We start from the raw sequence: 19,290 nt of genomic DNA on the forward strand, positions 1-19,290 counted from the left end.
ATAAAGCCCTCCTGTACATGTTTTATTTCTTATTTCTGAATACTCTGACATTTAGTATTACAGCAAATAGTAGAACTAAGCCTTCTGTTATCTGAATAATGTATGGAGACACATGCATTAGAGTCAACCCGTTTTTGATTATGCCAATTAAAGCTACACCTATCACACTTCCGACGACTGTTCCAGCACCTCCAAATAGCGCTGTTCCTCCCAGTACCACAGCCGCTATAATATCGAGTTCAAACATGTTACCAATATTAGATGATCCTGAACCTAACCGGGTAGCAATAATTATACCAGCTAATGCTGCAGAAGCACCGCTCAGCATATAAGTCATTATCTTAACTTTAACTGTATTTACACCTGTTCTTCTTATCGCTTCTTCATTAATTCCAATACCTGTTACATAATTCCCGTATTTAGTACTTCTTAATAACAAGATCCCCAAAGCTACAAAAATGGCTGCAAATATGACGGCAATTGGTACACCTAACACTCGCCCCTGACCTAATTGGGAGATAGAATACTCACTTAAGATGGCAATGGAATAACCACCAGTTATCAATAAAGCTAATCCTCTAATATAAATCATGCTGGCTAATGTCACTATAAGTGGTGGTATTTTGAATTGGGCTATAGCAAACCCATTAATCAACCCAACTGCTATACCAGCAATTAATACGATTATTAATGTTGCCAGACTGCCGAATCCATTGGATAGTAAAACAGCCGTCAGTGCACTTGCTAAAGCTAGTACAGAGCCTACTGATAAATCAATACCTCCAGTAGTAATAACGAACGTCATGACTACTGCTACAATAATATTTGGTGCCACTTGAACAATAATGTTTAAACTATTATTAACCGTTAAAAATGAGTTAGTCATAATTGAGAAAAATATGCTGATTGCCAGTAAAATACCAAAAATACTTAATGTAGACATGTTCTGTCTAACAAAGGCCCTTGATTTACTTTCTTTTACAATTCTATCCTGTGAAATTTGTTCTAAATTCATAAGGCAGGAACTCCTTCTGGTACACCCATGATGGATTTGATTAGTGTTTCCAGTGTGAACTCATCTATCGGACGATCATCAATACATTTTCCTTCATAGAGGACGGTAATTCGATCACAGACTTCAAATAAATCCTGTAATCTGTGCGTGATAAGAATAACACTCACACCCTGTTTCTTAACTGTATTAATAAGCTCTAACACCATATTTACTTCTTTGACGCCTAACGCAGCCGTAGGTTCATCCATAATCAGTACTTTGGGGTTAAACAGCATTGCTCTTGCGATCGCAACAGCCTGCCTTTGACCACCCGACATATTTTGTACATTTAACTTTGTTGAAGTAATATTAATCCCCAATCGGTTCAATGCTTCTCTTGATTTTTCATGTAATTTTTGTTTATCGATTAGCGTGCCCATAGACTTTACTGGTTCCCTTCCAAGGAACATATTACTGGCAACATCTAACGTATCACAAAGAGATAAATCCTGAAAAACGGTCTCTATATTCAGTTCTTTTGCTGTTTTAGGACTGTCTATTTTAACTTTTTTACCTTCAAACAAAAACTCCCCGGAATCTGGGACAACAACCCCGCTCAGCGTCTTCATTAATGTAGACTTGCCGGCTCCGTTATCTCCAACCAGCCCCAGTACTTCTCCTTCTTTTAATTTAAGGTCAACACCTTGTAATGACTTTATTTCTCCAAATGATTTTTGTATATTTTTCATTTCAATTCTGTAATTCGATGACAATGAAACCCCCACCTTCTTATTCATTTACTCAAACAAATCACGAAATTCATCAATATTATCTTCTGTAACAATGGTAGCTGGCACATCCAGCGGTGAACTTACTTCATTTCCCTGAAAAATTTCATAGGCAGCATTCACAGCCTCTGACCCATATTCGTCCGGATGCTGTTGAATGACAGCTTCTACAAATCCTTCATCAATTCCCTGCACTACCTGCGGACTCAAATCCCATCCAAAAAGTTTAACACCATCCTGTACACCCTGTGATTTTATCGCAGAAACAGCTCCAATATAGCCAGGTTCTCCCGTAATGTATACAGCATCTAAATTTTCATTGGAGATAAATAAGTTTTCAGCTGCAGACAATGCTTTTTCCTGAACGTTTTCTCCGTCCAAAATATCAACAATCTCTGCATTTTCAATGGAATCTATAAAACTATCCTGACGGTTGACTTGAATAGGTGCATTTAGTGCAGTTATCACACCCAGATTAACTTCTTCATCTCCCCAATAATCATTAAAATACGCTGCTAAATTTACGCTCTCTTCCGCATTATCTACGCCGATTTGCACATCGACCGCATCGCTTTCAATAATCGTGTCAACGGAAATGATAATAATTCCTTCTTCTTTCGCTTTCTCAATAACCGGATTTAAAGAGCCTGGATCATATGCATTAATAACTATGGCGTTTACTCCCTCGGCTATATAGTTCTCTACCGTATTATTTTGTTCTACCTGGTCATTGTTTGCGTTATGGACATTTAGCGTAATGCCTAATTCTTCCGCTTTCTCTTTCGCACCTTTTACCATTTCAGTAAAGAATAGTGCTTCTTGGTTAATGACGGACATTCCGACTACAAAATCTCCATCACCTTCAACAGCTGTTTCTGCTGCCCCTTGTCCCTCTTCCGTACAAGCTGTCAAAATCAAAATAAGACTAACAAATATCATTAAGAACCACTTTTTGTGCACAATTAACCCTCCTCAGCTTTTTTATTGGTAAAAAAGGTATTTACCTCTTCTAAATACGGCATAGACTCGACTGCACCATGTTTGGTTACTGACAATGCTGATGCGTAGACAGCATATTCCACTGCCTCTGAAAAAGAATGATTCAGCCATCTTGCTGCGAAGCTCCCACAAAAACAATCACCAGCACCCGTTGTATTTATAACTTCTACTCGCGGTGCTGAAATATGTTCTATTTGCTCACCATCTGCAAAAACACATCCTTGCGAACCCAGCGTTACAATAACTTTTTGATCATATCTTCGTTTTAAAGCCTTAATATGCTTCGTTACGTCCTCTTTTGTTTTCATATTTTTCCCTAGCATCTGCCTAGCTTCTACTTCGTTTACAATCAGGACATCAATCATTGACAGACTCTGATTAGACATTTCAACTACAGGAGCTGCGTTCAGTATCGTTCTAACACGCGCATCGTATAATTTTTTAATAATCTCCTCTCGTGCTTTCACAGGCATTTCCAACTGTAATGATGCTATCTCTACATATTTCAAATCAGTTAAAACGCTTTCAATTTCATCCATTGATAAAGATTGATTTGCATTTAGATTTGTAATGATCGTATTGTCACCAGAACCATTAACAATAATAAATGACGTGCCCGTTTCCAACCGGGAATCTTCTATTAAATCACACAGGTTAATATTTTCTTTCATTAGAATTTCTTTTAAATTTGTTCCAAAAAAATCCTCACCTATTTTACCTATAAATCTGGTATTAGCATTTAATCTTGATGCAGCAATTGCCTGATTTAAGGCTTTTCCACCTGCAGTGCTCATTGTGAAACGAGAAGCAAGTGTCTCCCCTATGCTGGGCATTCTATCCACATATGCAAACAAATCCATGTTTATCGTGCCGCAAACTAGTAATTCTTGATTAGCAGAGGAAATATTCAATGTTAATTATCCTTTCCGTTCCTTACTTTATGAACCATATTCATAAACTTTTTTGTCCTTTCTTCACTTACATTTTTCCACCATTCTCCGTTTTCTTTAATGGAGCTTCCTATAATGCATCCATCTGCAATACGCAATATTTCTTCAGCATTTTCCTCACTCATCCCCGAACCTACAATTACAGGCAAAGTACTATTATTTTTAATGCCGGTAAGTTCATTAAGATCTGCAGCATTGCCCGTCCTTGTTCCAGTAGCAATCAATACGTCAGCATCAAAGAATATATTGTCATGCGTCTGATCCTGTATGGATCGATCAGCTACGATGGAATGACTCCCATGCTTTACATGGACATCCGTAAATATTTTAATGTTCTCTCCTTTTATTTGAGAGCGATATCTCATTGCTTCAGCTGAAGCCCCCTCAACAAAGCCTTCATTAGCTATATAAGCATTCACCCACTGGTTAACTCTGATAAAAGGTAGATCAACTGCTTGTGCTATAGACAGTGCCTGCAAAGCCCCATTCGCCAAGACATTCATACCAATAGCCAAATCAGTCTGTACTTTTATTCGTTGAGCAATAGCAGTCATACTGGCAACTGTTTCATAACCAATATTATCAGGCTTTCTAAACGGGATATCCCAAGCATTTTCAATGATAACTCCATCTACACCCGCTCTTTCCAGCGCTTCTAAATCCTTCATAGCAAAATCATAAATAGGATCTAAATTCCCGCCTGAGAATCTAGGTGATCCGGGTAATGGCTTTAAATGGATCATCCCTATTACGGCTGTGTTTGTATGAAAGATTTCACGGATATAGTCAGGCTTATTTTCAAATATAGTCTCACTCACGAACATCTCTCCTTATCTGCAAATATGGTTAAGAATTCTTTTCCAAACAGGTTTATAATATGACCAGTCCATAAACTCCTCCGATCCCCAATGTGGCGCACAATCACTTGCAAAACAAGCCGTCTTCCCTTTCCCATACTTTCCTGTTACTAGAAATGGATCCTCACCTGTCATCACAAGAACCTCAGCATCGGCTTTAGCTTTAAATCTGTTATATCCTAAGAATGCCGGCCAATCTGTGATGCCTGCTGTGATTTCATGCTCTTTAATTGTTTTTGGATGGATACCTTCCGGATATTCAGCTCGATCATCATAATCTTTCATTTCAACAGGAAATACTTCATTCAGTATCGTATTTTTGTAATTTGCTTTTCCTTCAATGCCCATAAACGAAAGATAGCCTCCTATCATTAAAAATCCTCCACCATTTTGTACATATTCTTTAATAAGAGATAACGCATTTGGGATTTTTTCCAGATTATAAAAAGTTGCGTTTTGTAACAGAAATGTATTACTGCCAATATCACTCAGAACAATCGCATCATATTTATTCAATTCCTCCAGTGTTTTAGGAAACCTTACTTGTACCTCATGTGAAGGCATATAGGTTATATCAAAACCTTCTTCTTTTAGACTGTCCAATAAATACGTTGCACCCTCAACATATTCCGTTGATTTAAAAGTGTCGAATCCTTTTGCATGAATCATGTGGATTGTCCATGATTCTCCGACAAATAATATTTTCATTTAAATTCTCCTTTCTGTAACCGGTTACATATAACTTAAAAAATAAAAAAACATTGCATTGACCCTTCATCTGCTTTAATAGCTAACCATTTATACTTTGACTCACCACCTATCTCATTAATTATTGAAAAACAGCTCCTCCTAAAATTATTAGAATTTACCGTTTTTTCTATTATCAATAATAATAACGCATATAAATATAATGTCAATATTTTTAATAGATATTTACGTTATTATTTTTTGTTTTTACTGATTTTATTCATTTTATACCCCTTATAATAGGGGTAATAGGAGGTGCAGCAGTATGGAGATTGGAAAGAGAATTCGAAATCTCAGATTAGCAAAAGATCTAAGCGTTAATGGCTTGGCAAAAAAAGCATATATTTCACAATCTTATTTAAGTGACATTGAAAATGGAAGAACTGCTCCTTCTTTGGATAAATTGACTTTGATTTGTGAAGCATTGGATATTTCATTGAGTGAATTTTTCGGGTCTGTGCCGGAATTACCGGCGGAGATTATAAAATTGATTGAGAGTGCAAGGAAGTTGACGGATGAGGAGATTAAGATTTTGACTAGTTTTTTGGAAGTGATTGGGGAGAGGAAGTCGGGGATTTAGACACTTAATTAAATTTTTATTGCTTTAAGGTGTAGCGCTTCACATCAAACTAAAAATAATAACCTATATAAAAAGGGAAGCTCTCTAATTATTGTGCAAATCAGAGAGCTTCCCTTTTTATTTTATATTAGGTTGGATCGTACTAAGAATAATTGAGGCTCCTTAAAGCTTTATTGTTTTCCTTGTTATCGAACGCAAACCATTGTCAATTATTGATCTTAGTTAAATCTCTGTACATTTTTTTATCTACATTATACTAAAGTCATCTAATAATTAATTCTGACAGTTCCTTAAAAACCTTCGACGGCACCTCCATTAATTCCTTTGAAGGGTGCGAATATAGTAATTCACCGTTTCTCTTCACAAATAGTGTTTGATTCCATATCGATAATTTTAAATCCTTCACATAAAAGCTATCCACACGGCTAGCTTTATCTAGAATCTTATTATCCAGCTCATAAGTCACCCTATCAGAAAAACGACTCAATATTCGCCAAAGAGTTTCTTCTTCACTTGACTTCATAAATAGTTCAACCAATTCATTTGCATTTAATAAGCTATTATAGCTGGTTAACACATAGCTAGCTATTTCATAACCAGATGATTGAATCATATTGGTAAGCTTCATCCATTTATCCAATATAAAATGAACCTCTTCTTCAACCACTTTTACTTCTTCAATTTTTGCGTATGAAAACACACCTTTTTCTCCTGACTCATCATTTGTGATATAAAGAGATAAGTACTTTGCTTCTTGCCAATTTTTGCTTAACCGATTAGTAGCAATTTTAACATAGTTGTCCTGCATGAGCTGGTGATATCGCTTCCTATTAGATCCGTTTATTACCATCACTTTTTCATCTATGGAAGACTTCCATTCACTAATAGTTCCCCTCGGCAGTATTCCTTCTTTCTGAATTTCTTCTGGAGTTTTATCAATTAGTTGCTCTATAAACCGTTCTACTAAAGACGTAGCATTTGGTAAAAATGGTAACCCACCAATATTTACTTCATCAATACTCTTATACAATTTATGATCCTGATAAAGGTCCTCGTTATCCCAGGGGAATAAAACATAGGCACCAAAGGCTTTTCTTTCAAAAGGTCCATCGTCATTCACAACTATTGAATCACGGTAGCGATGCATGGTATTAATATCTTCTTCCATCGGTCCTGGAATCCCACCATAATTGCGACCATATCTTGTGCCCTTCAAAGCAAAATCTATGCGATATTTTGCATCAAAAACATATTGATACTCATAATCTTTTCCTTTCTTCTCAATGCTCAGCATAGTATCAGGAATTTGTGTAATTGTCGGAAGTTTTTTCTCCCTCTTTTGATAAATGAGTGTAATTTTTTCTTGTGTTTTTGGATGACGGAATACTCTCTTAGCTGAAGTATCTGGTTTTAGATTGACAAATAATCCTCCCTGATTGACCTCAACCACAGATTGTTCAATCATTTCATATTTTCTTCCTAGTAATTGTCCTAGTTTTAGATAGGTCCAATATTCATAAAGAGTAGCCACGTCCTTGACTGACATATTATAAATATCTCCTTGGAGTGCTAAACCTCTAGACAACAGTAAATAAATTTGGAATGAATCTCTATAACCAGGGGCCATTTGTAAAACGAGGCTCATCACAGACCGATCTAATTCTCCAATTCCCCTCCAAAAATAGTTGCTAACCTTGTCCCGCAGCTTTTTCCTCATCTGAATTAAATCTGTATTTACCGTTTCATACTTTGTAGAGTGAGGTTTCTTATTTAAAAGCATAATTAAATGATCAAGCTTCTCTATCAAACGGACCATCATCCATTTTATAAATCTATTCTCATATGTATCATAGATTATTTCTTTCCTAATATTCAATCCATGAGTAGGCATGACACTTTGACCACCAATGTTAATTCCATTATCTACTTGAGTTAATAGATGAGGTCTTTTTCTTAAATATTTACGTGCTTTATGATCTTGTCTACCTAACTGATCCCCTCTTACTTTCTTATGCATCGTATTAAACCGATGATGTGGTTGTTTTTCAATCTGGTGAATTGATTGGACTAATTTATCAAAATGAGCCTGAATCAGGCGATAAAATTCACTTTTTGTAGGCTTTCCTTCCAGCTTAGCTTTAGCTCCAAGATACGTTTTCTTTATAAAATGATAAGCAAGGTTATAAATTTCATCATTTACTTCTTCCAGCAATTGCTTATAATCATTTCTGTAGTCTAATTTAGTAGGGAATATTTCCAGCGTTACAGTGATTAGCGTCCTATCCTCATCTCTAATTTCAAATGTAGAAAGACCAACCTCATTTTGGAATTGAAGATTTCCCATTAAAATATAGCTATCTCCAATTGAAACCTTATCTACCGCATTTCTTAGCCCCTGATGTTCATGATAAAAGCTCAGTCTATTTTGATCTTTAGGCGAAACAATTAATTGATAAATTCCATTTTCAAAGAAAATCGGTCGATGTGAGTATTTTGCCATCAATTTACTGGTATCTATATCAAATACTTGAATAGACTCTATATTCTCCCCATCTATTGTCAAGTTCATAGGATCATGGTAATCCATCTTACGGTATTGAGAGAGGCCTTCATATTTTTCATGATAGGGCTTTCCTTTTATCACAATCGTCATGTCTTTTGTATCAATATGAAGTAGTTCTACATCGTCTTTAGCTGATCCAGAATGAAGTGAAGCCATCCACTAACCTCTCTTTCATTTCTGTCAATTTAGCAGCACTTTTGTGATACTTTTCATAAGGTTGTTGAGTTGGAGTTTCATATGAACAAAATTGAATTAGTTGATCAAGCACGTCACGTACACGATTATCACTTCCAGCAATTCTCGGTAATATTTTTTGAAGTAGACAATGATCGAAAGCTTGCCTATCTTCCATCAATTCATTTTTTTGATTATAGCTCATATACATACAAATTTCGTCACGCACGCGGTAACCAATTTGTGCATGAATAGGTTCAAGTATTTGATTGATAGTAACTAAATCATCTGTAACCTGCTTAACCAATTCTCGATTATCACGAAAAACTTCTTTAAGATGTAAATAATTCGTCTCTAATGATTCTTGTTGCACACTGATAGGAGCCCTTTCCTCTAACTCTTCTAAAAAGTTTAAATTTCCAAGTTCCACACGATTAAATTCAATCGTATTAGCTCTATCCAAAACTTTTTTGCTAAATGGGTGAGTTGTTTCATCCATATTAACCGTTCCTACTATATATACATTTGGTGGAAGCGGGATATTTTCACCATAGTTTTCTTCTGTTAGTAAAGGATAAGTAGTTATTTTACCATCCTCCCACTTTCTACTTTCCATCACACTTAACAGATCGCTTAAGTAGTATTCTACCCGAGCTAGATTCATTTCATCTAATAACACAATATAAGGCTTCTTAGGATTGTTATAAGCATCCTTAACCACCTTTGTTAATGGACCTTCTTTAAAATCGCCTTTAATATCAATATAACCTATTAAATCTGAGCTATCATTCCAATCCGGCTGAACAGGGATAAGAGTAAACTGATTATTATCCTTTGTAGCACCGATTGCTTCTGCAAACCATTCTATAATTTTTGTTTTCCCTGTTCCTGATATACCAGAGAGAATAACAAACGGTTTTGTTTTCAGTGATAGAAATAGGTTGGTAACTTCTTCTTCTCTGTAATAGAAACCTTTGCTTCTAATATATTGATAGATATGATCGACTATTTCTTTAATAGTGTGCGAAGTAAGCTTTTCTTCACTTTTCGGTAATTCACTTCCTATTATATTTGTTGCCTCTTGTTTTATATGTACATACTCCTCATAGTAATCGATCATCCTCTTTAAATCTACTTGTAATGTTTGTTCTGATGGGAGTTCTTTTTCATATTCAATATAAGCAGCTGATGACAATTCATATTTTTTTGCTAACGTGCTTTCGCCAATTTTCATATTAGTATCTTTCAAAATATCGTTATCCATTTGTATTGATTGACGTATGTCTTCATTAACTCTTGCCATTTCTGATTTTGTTGAATCAGTAACGCCTTGAGCAAAAGTTAGATAAAGTCTTTCCATATCTTCACTAAATAAGTACACAACATAATATCCTCTTTTAGTAGAAGTAGTTACACTTTTATTCATAATAGCCAACCATGGCACTGTTGCCCAATTTCCTTGGCCTACAGAACCTTTAACTATATATTTGTCGTTATTTATGAATTCTAAGTCTTTAATAGCTTTCACTAGTTTTTTTCTTACGAGGTCCCCCATTGCATGGTTTGCAAATGGTTCTTGTTTTGCCGCTAAATACTCGTTGAGAACTTTTTGTAGTAATGGTTTTATTTCTGCCGCCATTGTATAGTTTCACCCCTTAATTATTAACTGTTCATTGTAAAATGATATGTAATATGTAGATAGAGAGGCACCGTGAAAATTCATATAATTAAATTCTATCAAAGTAAAACAATATAGAGAAATCACGATGATTCAAATTCATTTTACCATGGAAGAGTGAACGTTTACACATTTCCCAAATAGAAACATGATTTCATAAGAAGTATAGCCTCTTTGGGAAATAAAAGTAACCGAATATTAGAACTCCCTTATTATATTTAATAATATATTTCTCTCTGTAAAATAGAGAGAACTTCTTCTTAAGAATTAAGACTCTTTACCAAAAGTAATACCTAGTAAAAGAATGTCCCTCACTTGGGACATTTTTAGTTATTCTACTCCAAAAATGTAAGTGCTATCATATGACTAAGTTGGTGATAAAGATGAATTTTTCTGAAATTGAACAAAAAATACTAAAGCTTTTAAGTGAGAAGGGAGAGTATGTGAGAGCTCAAGAAATTTCTAACTATATTGGTATTTCCACAAAAACAGTTTATAGGAAGATTAAAAATTTAAGAGAAATATGTGATGAGGATATTATAGAAAGCCATAGAAGCAAAGGATACAGATTAAATTATGAAAAATATCTAACAGCATTTAATGATTATTATTTACCTAATAACCAATATATGTCGGTAGAGAACCGGAGAACATCCATATTTTTAAATTTATTAACCCATTCTCCTCGGGAGGTAAGTATTAATAACCTATCTCTGCAATACTTTGTAAGCCCGTCGTCAATAGTAAAGGATTTAGACTATATTGAAAAAGAACTCAAAGACACTAACTTATCATTGTCTAAATCGAATAGCGGAACCTCTATTGTAGGAGCAGAAAAATATATTAGAAAAGAGTTAATGCATATATTCAATAGATTTTTAGTGAATCTTAGTACGCCAACTATAAGTGCTTTAACTTCTAAAGATGGATCAACGGAATACCTGCAACAGCAATTTGATAAAGATGAAGTTAATAAAATAGAAACCATATTAGAGTCAGCAAATAAGCTATTAGGTTTTGTTATTGAAAATCCATATTATATAAATTTACTGACACACTTATTAATACTTTTAAAAAGAAATAAAAGTAATATTGAAGTCTCTGATACAAAGTATGATATCGAAAATATCGATAAACATAAATATAAAGTAGCCCAATATATCACCAATAAGATGGAGGACGAATTCAAAATTGAATTGGATTCTATAGAAACCAATTATGTATGCGCTTTCCTTATTTCTACCAGGAATGATGTGAGTGCAGCCAAGAATCGACAAATAGATGAAATGGAAATAAAAAGCAGCAATGAAGTGGAGTTACTTGTTAATCAGATAATTGATGAAATGGAAAAAGAATTAAATATCAGCTTTTCAAAGGATTCAAGATTAAAGAAATCACTTTTACAGCATGTACAGCCGATGTTAAACAGAATCAAATATAACGTCATCATTGTTAACCCAATCATTGAAGATATTAAAGATGAGTTTTTTAATACATTTCACACTTTGAAAAAAATTATATTAAGAATTACCCAAAAATACAATTTAAAAGAAATATCAGATGATGAGATTGGATATCTAACCGTTTATTTTCAAAATACCATTGAAAAAATAATTAAGCGGCTTAATGTTTTGATTGTATGTACCACTGGGATTGGGACTTCTCATTTATTGAAAACGAGAATAAAAAAGAATTTCCCAATACTAAACATCAAAGGGGTAATATCAACCAGTGAGATTGATAAATATGAGCAGCTTGATATTGATTTCATTCTCACTACAGTCAATTTACCTCCGACCAGACAAAAGCAGTTATTGATCAGTGCTTTACTGGATAAAGGAGATATCAATATCATCAAACAATTTATAAAAAATAATTATGGGAGATTAATTTAATGGAAATGAAAGAATTTTTATCTGAATATTTAGTGGACTTGAATTTAAATGCCAAGACAAAAGAAGAAGCTATTACGAAGCTTTGTCAAAGATTATATGACAATGGCTGTATTACAAGTGTTAAAGATTTTGTAGCTGATGTGTATGAACGAGAGGAAGAGGGAGAAACAGGAATCGGACAGGATGTCGCCATACCGCATGGCAAATCCGAAAATGTTATCAAAACAAGCCTGGCAATCGGGAGAACAGAAACAATTGATTGGGAAGGAGAAAAGCATCAGCCAGTCGAAATCATTATCCTATTTGCTGTCAGATTAGTTGATAATACTTCTGTTCATCTAAAATTGCTGTCGCAGGTGGCGTCAAAATTAGGAAATGATGATGTTTTAGAGCAGTTGAAATCTGCAAAATTACCAAGTGAGGTTATAGATTTATTTATTAATTAATTGAAAGCGAGAGTGATATTTAATGAAGTTAGTAGCGGTTGTAGCTTGTACATCGGGTATTGCCCACACATATATAGCAAGAGAAAAATTGATTAACGCTGCAGAAAAAAGAGGCCATTCCATTAAGGTAGAAACACAAGGAACGATTGGTGTAGAGGGAAAATTAACTAAAAAAGATATTGAAGAAGCAGATCTGGTTATCATGGCGACGGATATTCAAACAACTGGAAACGAAAGGTTTGACGGAAAAAGGAAGATCAAAGTTGCTACGAATATTGCGGTAAAGGCTGCGGGACAACTCATTGAAAAAATCGAAAAAGAGATCTAGAAAAATAGTAGCAAGAGGAGGAGACGAAGGAGATGAAAAAATCTCTGAATGAATTAAAACGACATGCCTTAACAGCTATTAGTTATATGCTGCCGCTTGTTGTTGCCTCAGGACTGTTAATTGCTATAGGTAACTTAATGGGAGGAGAGGTTATAGAGGACTATACTCAACCTTTCACAGTTGCCAGTGCATTAACAAGTTTAGGGGTAATGGGGATGGGTTTATTAGCTCCATTTATTTCTGGATATATTGCCTATTCTATTGCAGAACGGCCGGGAATTGCACCAGGCTTTTTAATGGGATTAATCGCTAATGCTTTAGGGGCAGGATTTCTAGGCGGGATGATAGGCGGCTATATTATAGGCTACTTTATCCGATGGATGAGGAGAACCTGGAAAGTACCAAAATGGGCCGATGGATTAATGCCAATGATGATTATTCCGACGGTTTCTTCTATCGTTGTTGGCTTGTTTATGTACTTCGTAGTAGGATTTCCGATTGCATGGTTAACAGAGCAGCTCATATCCTTCCTGGAAAATTTAGATGAATCGTCCAGAGTTGTTTATGGATTTATTTTCGGAGTACTGGGACATATCGATTATGGAGGACCGATTAGTAAAGTACCGAATTTATTTGCTGATGGGCTCTTATTAGAAGGTGTACTTGAACCAGAAGCAATTAAAGTAATCGGAGGAGTTGTTCCCCCTGTAGGAGTAACCCTCGGCTGGCTATTTTCCAAAATGGTTAATAAACGAATTTTTACTAAGGTCGAAGAAGACGCGATTAAAGTAGCTTTTCCTATGGGATTAACTATGATCACAGAAGGTGTTATCCCTATCGCAATGAACGATTTACTGCGGACGTTATTTGCTACTGGAATGGGGACTGGGGTTGCCGGAGCAATTAATTTCTTCTTCCAAAATGGATCGCCGGTGCCATCAGGAGGGATATTCGTTATTCCTGCCATGACCAAGCCGTTTGTAGCGTTAACCGCTTTATTAGCTGGATCAATAGTGACCGGTTTAATACTGGTGTTAATCAAGAAAAGAATTACCGAGGAAGAATATGAATCACTTCAAAATGTAGATGAAGAGGAAACGGATTTATCAGGATTTCGTATTGAAGGTTAAAAATATAAATTAATTAAAGGGTGACTAAAATGTTAATAACAATGTCTGAAATGCTAAAAATCGCAAAAGAAAATAACTTTGCTGTGGGTGCGTACAATATTTCTGATGCGAATATATTTAAAGCGGTTGTTGAAAAAGCAGAAGAATTAAAAGCGCCAGCTATTATAGCTATACACCCTGACGAGCTTAGTTTTATTTCAGAGGAGTTCATCGCATATATCAAGGAAAGAACCATCAAAAGCCGTATACCATTTGTTCTTCATTTAGATCATGGAGCAACGGTGAAGGATGTTGTAACTGCGATTAATAATGGATTTACATCTGTCATGATAGATGGTTCCCATTTACCGTTTGATGAGAATGCGAAATTGACGAAGGAAGTTGTAGACATAGCTCATACAGTAGGCGTTTCTGTTGAAGGTGAATTAGGAACGATTGGTGATACAGGCACCTCCATTGAAGGAGGAGTTACTGAAATAACCTACACCAAACCAGAGGAAGCGGATGAATTTATCAGGAGAACGGGGATTGACTCATTAGCTATTGCAATTGGAACAGCACATGGCATTTATCCCGAAAATTTTGTGCCAAAACTTAAATTAGACATATTAGATGAAGTAGCAAGTACCGTGGATATACCCTTAGTACTGCATGGCGGTTCCTCCAATTCAGATGAAGAGATTCACAAAGCGGTTGGAAAAGGGATTCAAAAAATAAATATATCCAGTGACACGAAAAAAGCGTTCTTTCATAAATTACAAGAACTAATAGATTCTGATGTCATGTGGGAGCCAAACGTCATATTCCCGCCTTGCATTGAAGCTGCTAAAGAAATCGTTGAATATAAAATGAATTTATTCAACTCAGTTGATAAAGAAAAACTTTATTACAGTCAGGAGTTTTAATTATGCCACTTGTATCTTTAGATGAACTGCTGCCAAAAGCACGTCAGAATAACTATGCTGTCCCGGCTTTTAATGTTATAAGCTTAGAAATGATTATATCTGCAGTTAAAGCCGCAGAAAAAGAAAACTCGCCTATTATCATTGAGTATACAGAAGGCGATGACACGAGAATTCCATTAGAATATATCGGGCGTTTTGCAAGCGATTTAGCCAGAAAATCTGATGTACCTATCTGTGTTCACTTAGACCACGGAAATACACTAAAAGCTATCCTGCGAGCTATTAAAAGCGGTTACTCCTCTGTTATGTATGATGGATCAGCCTTAAGTTATCAGGATAATGCAGCCAACACGAAAAAAATTGTTGAGATAGCCAAAAGTATAGGAGTAAGTGTTGAGGCTGAATTAGGAACAATTGGACCAGGCGAAGATAACTTCACAGACCCAGGTCTAGTCAATGATTTTACTAAAAGCACCGGTATCAGTGCTCTTGCAGTTGCTATAGGAACTGAACATGGAGTATATAAAGGGAAGCCTGAAGTAGATTTAAAAAGGCTTAAAGACATAAGCCAAGAGACCGATACACCTCTGGTTATGCATGGCGGCTCTGGTTTAGATGAAGAGATTTACGCTAAGGTTATCGATAATGGTGTTTCTAAAATAAATTATTACTCTGCGATGTCTAATAAAATCACTAACCGGATTATGAATGAATTACAAGATGCAAGTGAAAATGAACCAGTATATCTTCAGGATGCAATTGATTTAGAACTGAAATATTTTGAAGAAGGGATGAGGAAGGTTATAAGGTTGTTTCGGAAACAGGCGTAGTTAAGGAATATAAATTACAATAAAAAATGCTAACGGGAGATTAGACGATTTAACTTTCCGTTAGCAGCTTTTATTTTTTGGCTATCTCATAAGCTCGTAATAAGTAATGACTTCATTAGAACATACAAGAGGAATATTTTTGCTGAATCATTAGGTGATAAATAATATGTCAGACGTGATACACTTCAATAGCGGTAGCCAACCAATTACTGCAAAAGATTGATTATTCCTTCAATATTAACAATTTTCCAACTCCCACCATCAACTAGCCGATTTTGCAATTCCCCATTTACCTCATAAATTAGACGTAAAATTATTGTTTTTTGCTTTTTAAATTTGTTCAATTTGTAAGACAAATCTATTTTTACCTCACTTAAAGCAGATCCCTTGTCCTCTACCCAGATAACTACATAGTTTAATAACTCAATCTTTGAAAATTCTTTCTTAAACTCACCAGCTTTTTTATTGACTGAAACTTCTCCTAAAATACTGTTTGGATACAGTTGTACAGGACTTCCATAATTCCTTTTTGAGATGTACTCAAAAAAAGCAATTGCAGCATGTTCAGGTGTTCCAGATAGAGGCATTTCTACATTTATATTTTTTCTGGGAGACCATTTCTTGTGCAGCCTATCCATTTCCCTATTTCTTTCTTTAATTTCTTGATATCTATCAATTATATCCAGTATAGTTGTATTTTCAATTTCTTCTCTTTCTTTATTATACTGAGATTTTCTTTCTGTTTCACTCTGAATACTTTGAATCCAATCACTGATATAAACGAGCAGAACCATGGACTTAATTGCTACAAGCTTATTATTATAGTTTAAGTCTCTGCCATGCAAGATACCATTTCTATATGGTAATTTTATCTTCTCATTAGTAGTCTTCATTCTATTTTTTTTGATTATTAATATTAAATTAGACAAACCAGATGAATGTCCTGCAATACTGTCCCAGACATCAAGTTCTGTATTATCTGCAAATAACCCTGTAGCTTTAATATCATTAACAATTCCATCAACCTGCATTAAAAATATAGGTACACATGAATGATACCTACCATCAAAATAGTCTTCCATAGCGAGTTTAAGCAAATGGATTCTATCCCTAAACAATGGTCTGTAAGCTATTCTCTCTAAGAGTTGTGGAGCCACTTCTTCATAATACTCTGTAAGATACCGCTCAGCTGCTTCTAACGAATCTCGGTCAAAGATGTTTATAGCTCTCTTCATAATGTTAATTTTCATTTCCTCGTGCGCAATCCATCCATATTCAATGAAATAATTATTAAATCTATCTGGAAGATTTTTTAACGTTTCATATTCTTTTTTTATAGTTTCAATTTCATCTCTAATATCTGCTTCAAAGAATCTACTTATTTTACTTAAATCTTCAATTCCTTTTATTGCTTCACCCAAAGTTTTAATCGATTCATTATCCTCAATATTACTCATAATTCCCTCCTTTTCAGAGTTACATAATTTATTATTGGGTTGTTTTAGTCCTAGCATATAACAACATTGTCATTAATCTTCTCATCATTAAATTTAACGTTATATTACATTTTAACATTCATAAGATCGAGAAATTAACCTTTACAAAAGTCTCCTAGTTAAATCAATCATTCTTAAATTCAGCAAGATTTTATTTTCAAGCCTTATCACTAAGAATCTGCTTAGCTTCCTTCAGATCAATTTTAGCCCTATGCCCATGCTTTTGTAATAAATGCAGAAGATTATTCCCATTTAATAATGTCAACGGTTTTCCTTTTGAAAACTCATATGCATCTGGACCATAATCTGCTGTTGAGACTAAAATTCCTTTAGTTGCCCCTTCATTTAGCACTGTACCATACAAATCTCTTACAGCAGATACACCAACCACATTTGTATACCTTTTGGCTTGAATAACAATTTTCCCTCCCCGAATTGGATCGGGATCAAATGCTACTGCATCCACACCGCCATCTCTACTTGCTCTTGTTATTTTAACTTCGCCACCAGATTGATTGAATTCTTTCTCAAATAGTTCGCGGATAAGATGCTCAAAATCCTGCCAATCCATTGCTGCTAAATTTTCTGTATCATCTAGTGTATCTGCAATATCATATACGGAAACAAATCTTGGGTCATTGCGATCTAATTTAATTATAGGAGCTATAGGTGAAAGGCTAGATAATTTACTACTACCCACACCTTTCAAATTCTTAAAACACATTTTAGGATCAACTTTAGATAAATCAAATTCCATAAATTCTGACTTCATTGCTTGTACTGATAAAATACAAGCGCTAATATCTTTTCCAGTTGCTTTATCAATAGAGTTTACCCATCCATTAAATACGATTGATTCTATAGCATCAACCTCGTCTGCTTCATATAATTCATGGATGGAACGGAGTGTTATTTGGTAAAGTAGCTTGTCATACATCTTATTAAATACAGCTTGAGACAGATACATTTCTTTAAATTCATCTCTTGATTGAATATATTTAACTTCTTTTAAATTTGGAACATCATTAGGAGTAGGCAATACATAATCTACAATTAAAATTTTAGTTTCATTATTAAATTCAATATCAAACTCCTGCGGGAAAGTATCAGGATAAACTGAATTCGAAAGTACCATATCACAATAATCAACTATAGTTGCTGGAACCTTCTTAAAATACATCTCTTTTTCTAAATCAATAGCATCATTTTTCTCTTTTTGTTGGGTTAAAAATTCTTTTCTTTCTTTTTCCCACCCGTGCATAAGCTCTTCATATTTTTCCATTCTCTCTTTATTCTTTAATTCTATCTCTTTCTTCTCATCTTCCCATTTTTTATAGTCTGATTGAAATAGCTCTTTCATTTTTTCAATTTTTTTCTCTTTTAAAGAACTAAACATCTTGTCCAATATATTAAATTTGGGTTGATATAATAAATGACTCTCTCTTGGTTCCTTTGACACTTCTATTACATGTGGTTTTATAGGCTCCATTACATCATACTCCGAGATGTCCTTTAAATCTTCCCAGTTAATTTTATCATCAACTTTAAGCGTGTAAGTTAATGTGCTATCTATTACTTCCAATTGTTCCGCCGATTCCACGGTCAATTGTATAGCTAGACTCTTCTTCTCCTCTTTCTCTAGTGCAACTTTTTCACGTTCAGCTCTTTTGGCTTCTATCTCTTGCTTCTTTCTCCATTTTTCTTTCCAGTCCAACTCTTGCATAACTGCCTTTTGTTGGACTACATGAAAGTCCTTACCTTTTATCTCTCTATATTTGTTCAAACCTTCATGCTTTATTTCGATTCGATACATTAAAATAACCCTCCTTCTTCATCTTAAAAAGCTTTACATTTTTATTAAAATTATTTATTACCTATGTATATTTTATCAATTATAAGTGATATTATCTATATTTTTGCAATTTAAGGA

At 34.7% G+C, this 19,290-nt stretch carries 16 protein-coding genes and 1 pseudogene; 7 read left to right on the forward strand and 10 right to left on the reverse strand.

Annotated elements, in window-relative coordinates; all coding sequences use genetic code 11:
- Positions 1-22: 22 nt before the first annotated feature.
- From MHH51_RS22700 to MHH51_RS22725, 6 genes are read right to left on the reverse strand one after another with little or no spacing between them, the layout of a single operon-like run.
- Positions 23-1,015 (reverse strand): ABC transporter permease, encoded by a 993-nt coding sequence (locus MHH51_RS22700; protein ID WP_339283740.1) that lies wholly within the window; start codon positions 1,013-1,015, stop codon positions 23-25.
- A complete protein-coding gene (locus tag MHH51_RS22705; protein WP_339283742.1) occupies positions 1,012-1,767 on the reverse strand; it encodes an ATP-binding cassette domain-containing protein in 756 nt (251 codons plus the stop codon). The genes MHH51_RS22700 and MHH51_RS22705 overlap by 4 nt, the downstream gene beginning before the upstream one ends.
- A 24-nt stretch (positions 1,768-1,791) precedes the next feature.
- A complete protein-coding gene (locus MHH51_RS22710) occupies positions 1,792-2,742 on the reverse strand; it encodes a substrate-binding domain-containing protein (RefSeq protein WP_339283744.1) in 951 nt (316 codons plus the stop codon).
- Between the two features lie 2 nt (positions 2,743-2,744).
- Positions 2,745-3,692 carry a ribokinase gene (locus tag MHH51_RS22715; protein WP_339283746.1) on the reverse strand — a complete coding sequence of 316 codons (948 nt, stop codon included), beginning with the start codon at positions 3,690-3,692 and terminating at the stop codon, positions 2,745-2,747.
- 2 nt (positions 3,693-3,694) lie between these two features.
- Entirely contained in the window at positions 3,695-4,549 is an 855-nt protein-coding gene (locus MHH51_RS22720) for a BtpA/SgcQ family protein (RefSeq protein ID WP_339283748.1), read from the reverse strand.
- 12 nt (positions 4,550-4,561) lie between these two features.
- Positions 4,562-5,296: a glutamine amidotransferase gene (locus tag MHH51_RS22725; RefSeq protein ID WP_339283749.1), complete on the reverse strand. Its 735-nt coding sequence runs from the start codon at positions 5,294-5,296 to the stop codon at positions 4,562-4,564.
- Positions 5,297-5,600: 304 nt separating this feature from the next.
- Here MHH51_RS22725 and MHH51_RS22730 point away from each other — a divergent pair, with 304 nt between their 5' ends.
- Positions 5,601-5,915, forward strand: coding sequence for a helix-turn-helix transcriptional regulator (locus tag MHH51_RS22730; protein ID WP_339283750.1), 315 nt, complete (start codon positions 5,601-5,603; stop codon positions 5,913-5,915).
- Positions 5,916-6,177: 262 nt separating this feature from the next.
- Here MHH51_RS22730 and MHH51_RS22735 read toward each other — a convergent pair whose 3' ends face one another.
- On the reverse strand, positions 6,178-8,634 hold the full coding sequence (locus tag MHH51_RS22735) for a restriction endonuclease-like protein (protein ID WP_339283752.1): 2,457 nt from the start codon (positions 8,632-8,634) through the stop codon (positions 6,178-6,180).
- On the reverse strand, positions 8,606-10,291 hold the full coding sequence (locus tag MHH51_RS22740; protein WP_339283754.1) for a DUF3578 domain-containing protein: 1,686 nt from the start codon (positions 10,289-10,291) through the stop codon (positions 8,606-8,608). The genes MHH51_RS22735 and MHH51_RS22740 overlap by 29 nt, the downstream gene beginning before the upstream one ends.
- Before the next feature lie 422 nt (positions 10,292-10,713).
- Here MHH51_RS22740 and MHH51_RS22745 point away from each other — a divergent pair, with 422 nt between their 5' ends.
- The 6 genes and pseudogenes from MHH51_RS22745 to MHH51_RS22770 all read left to right on the forward strand — a co-directional run bounded on the left by MHH51_RS22745 (position 10,714) and on the right by MHH51_RS22770 (position 15,864).
- Positions 10,714-12,225, forward strand: coding sequence for a PRD domain-containing protein (locus tag MHH51_RS22745; RefSeq protein ID WP_339283756.1), 1,512 nt, complete (start codon positions 10,714-10,716; stop codon positions 12,223-12,225).
- A complete protein-coding gene (locus MHH51_RS22750) occupies positions 12,225-12,671 on the forward strand; it encodes a PTS sugar transporter subunit IIA (RefSeq protein ID WP_339283757.1) in 447 nt (148 codons plus the stop codon). The genes MHH51_RS22745 and MHH51_RS22750 overlap by 1 nt, the downstream gene beginning before the upstream one ends.
- 22 nt (positions 12,672-12,693) lie before the next feature.
- Positions 12,694-12,999, forward strand: coding sequence for a fructose PTS transporter subunit IIB (locus MHH51_RS22755; RefSeq protein WP_339283759.1), 306 nt, complete (start codon positions 12,694-12,696; stop codon positions 12,997-12,999).
- A 26-nt stretch (positions 13,000-13,025) separates the two neighbouring features.
- A pseudogene (locus MHH51_RS22760) lies at positions 13,026-14,129 on the forward strand (PTS fructose transporter subunit IIC); the annotation flags it as partial.
- A gap of 29 nt (positions 14,130-14,158) precedes the next feature.
- Entirely contained in the window at positions 14,159-15,034 is an 876-nt protein-coding gene (locus MHH51_RS22765; RefSeq protein ID WP_339283761.1) for a ketose-bisphosphate aldolase, read from the forward strand.
- Positions 15,035-15,036: 2 nt separating this feature from the next.
- Entirely contained in the window at positions 15,037-15,864 is an 828-nt protein-coding gene (locus tag MHH51_RS22770) for a class II fructose-bisphosphate aldolase (protein ID WP_339283763.1), read from the forward strand.
- 206 nt (positions 15,865-16,070) lie between these two features.
- Here the strand turns inward: MHH51_RS22770 and MHH51_RS22775 are convergent, their stop codons facing one another.
- Together MHH51_RS22775 and MHH51_RS22780 are read right to left on the reverse strand one after the other, a co-directional pair.
- Positions 16,071-17,321: a hypothetical protein gene (locus tag MHH51_RS22775; protein WP_339283765.1), complete on the reverse strand. Its 1,251-nt coding sequence runs from the start codon at positions 17,319-17,321 to the stop codon at positions 16,071-16,073.
- A 196-nt stretch (positions 17,322-17,517) separates the two neighbouring features.
- Positions 17,518-19,173 (reverse strand): restriction endonuclease, encoded by a 1,656-nt coding sequence (locus MHH51_RS22780; protein ID WP_339283766.1) that lies wholly within the window; start codon positions 19,171-19,173, stop codon positions 17,518-17,520.
- Positions 19,174-19,290 lie beyond the last annotated feature (117 nt).

Source organism: Oceanobacillus sp. FSL K6-3682 (assembly GCF_037976165.1).
Lineage (GTDB): Bacteria > Bacillota > Bacilli > Bacillales > Amphibacillaceae > Oceanobacillus > Oceanobacillus sojae.

What these genes read in the sequence shown, in the direction of transcription:
- MHH51_RS22735 (WP_339283752.1), bottom strand. Translation starts at nt 8,634, where the DNA reads ATGGCTTCACTTCATTCTGGATCAGCTAAAGACGATGTAGAACTACTT.
- MHH51_RS22730 (WP_339283750.1), top strand. Translation starts at nt 5,601, where the DNA reads ATGGAGATTGGAAAGAGAATTCGAAATCTCAGATTAGCAAAAGATCTA.
- MHH51_RS22755 (WP_339283759.1), top strand. Translation starts at nt 12,694, where the DNA reads ATGAAGTTAGTAGCGGTTGTAGCTTGTACATCGGGTATTGCCCACACA.
- MHH51_RS22770 (WP_339283763.1), top strand. Translation starts at nt 15,037, where the DNA reads ATGCCACTTGTATCTTTAGATGAACTGCTGCCAAAAGCACGTCAGAAT.
- MHH51_RS22775 (WP_339283765.1), bottom strand. Translation starts at nt 17,321, where the DNA reads ATGAGTAATATTGAGGATAATGAATCGATTAAAACTTTGGGTGAAGCA.
- MHH51_RS22745 (WP_339283756.1), top strand. Translation starts at nt 10,714, where the DNA reads ATGAATTTTTCTGAAATTGAACAAAAAATACTAAAGCTTTTAAGTGAG.
- MHH51_RS22725 (WP_339283749.1), bottom strand. Translation starts at nt 5,296, where the DNA reads ATGAAAATATTATTTGTCGGAGAATCATGGACAATCCACATGATTCAT.
- MHH51_RS22780 (WP_339283766.1), bottom strand. Translation starts at nt 19,173, where the DNA reads ATGTATCGAATCGAAATAAAGCATGAAGGTTTGAACAAATATAGAGAG.
- MHH51_RS22740 (WP_339283754.1), bottom strand. Translation starts at nt 10,291, where the DNA reads ATGGCGGCAGAAATAAAACCATTACTACAAAAAGTTCTCAACGAGTAT.
- MHH51_RS22700 (WP_339283740.1), bottom strand. Translation starts at nt 1,015, where the DNA reads ATGAATTTAGAACAAATTTCACAGGATAGAATTGTAAAAGAAAGTAAA.
- MHH51_RS22765 (WP_339283761.1), top strand. Translation starts at nt 14,159, where the DNA reads ATGTTAATAACAATGTCTGAAATGCTAAAAATCGCAAAAGAAAATAAC.
- MHH51_RS22750 (WP_339283757.1), top strand. Translation starts at nt 12,225, where the DNA reads ATGGAAATGAAAGAATTTTTATCTGAATATTTAGTGGACTTGAATTTA.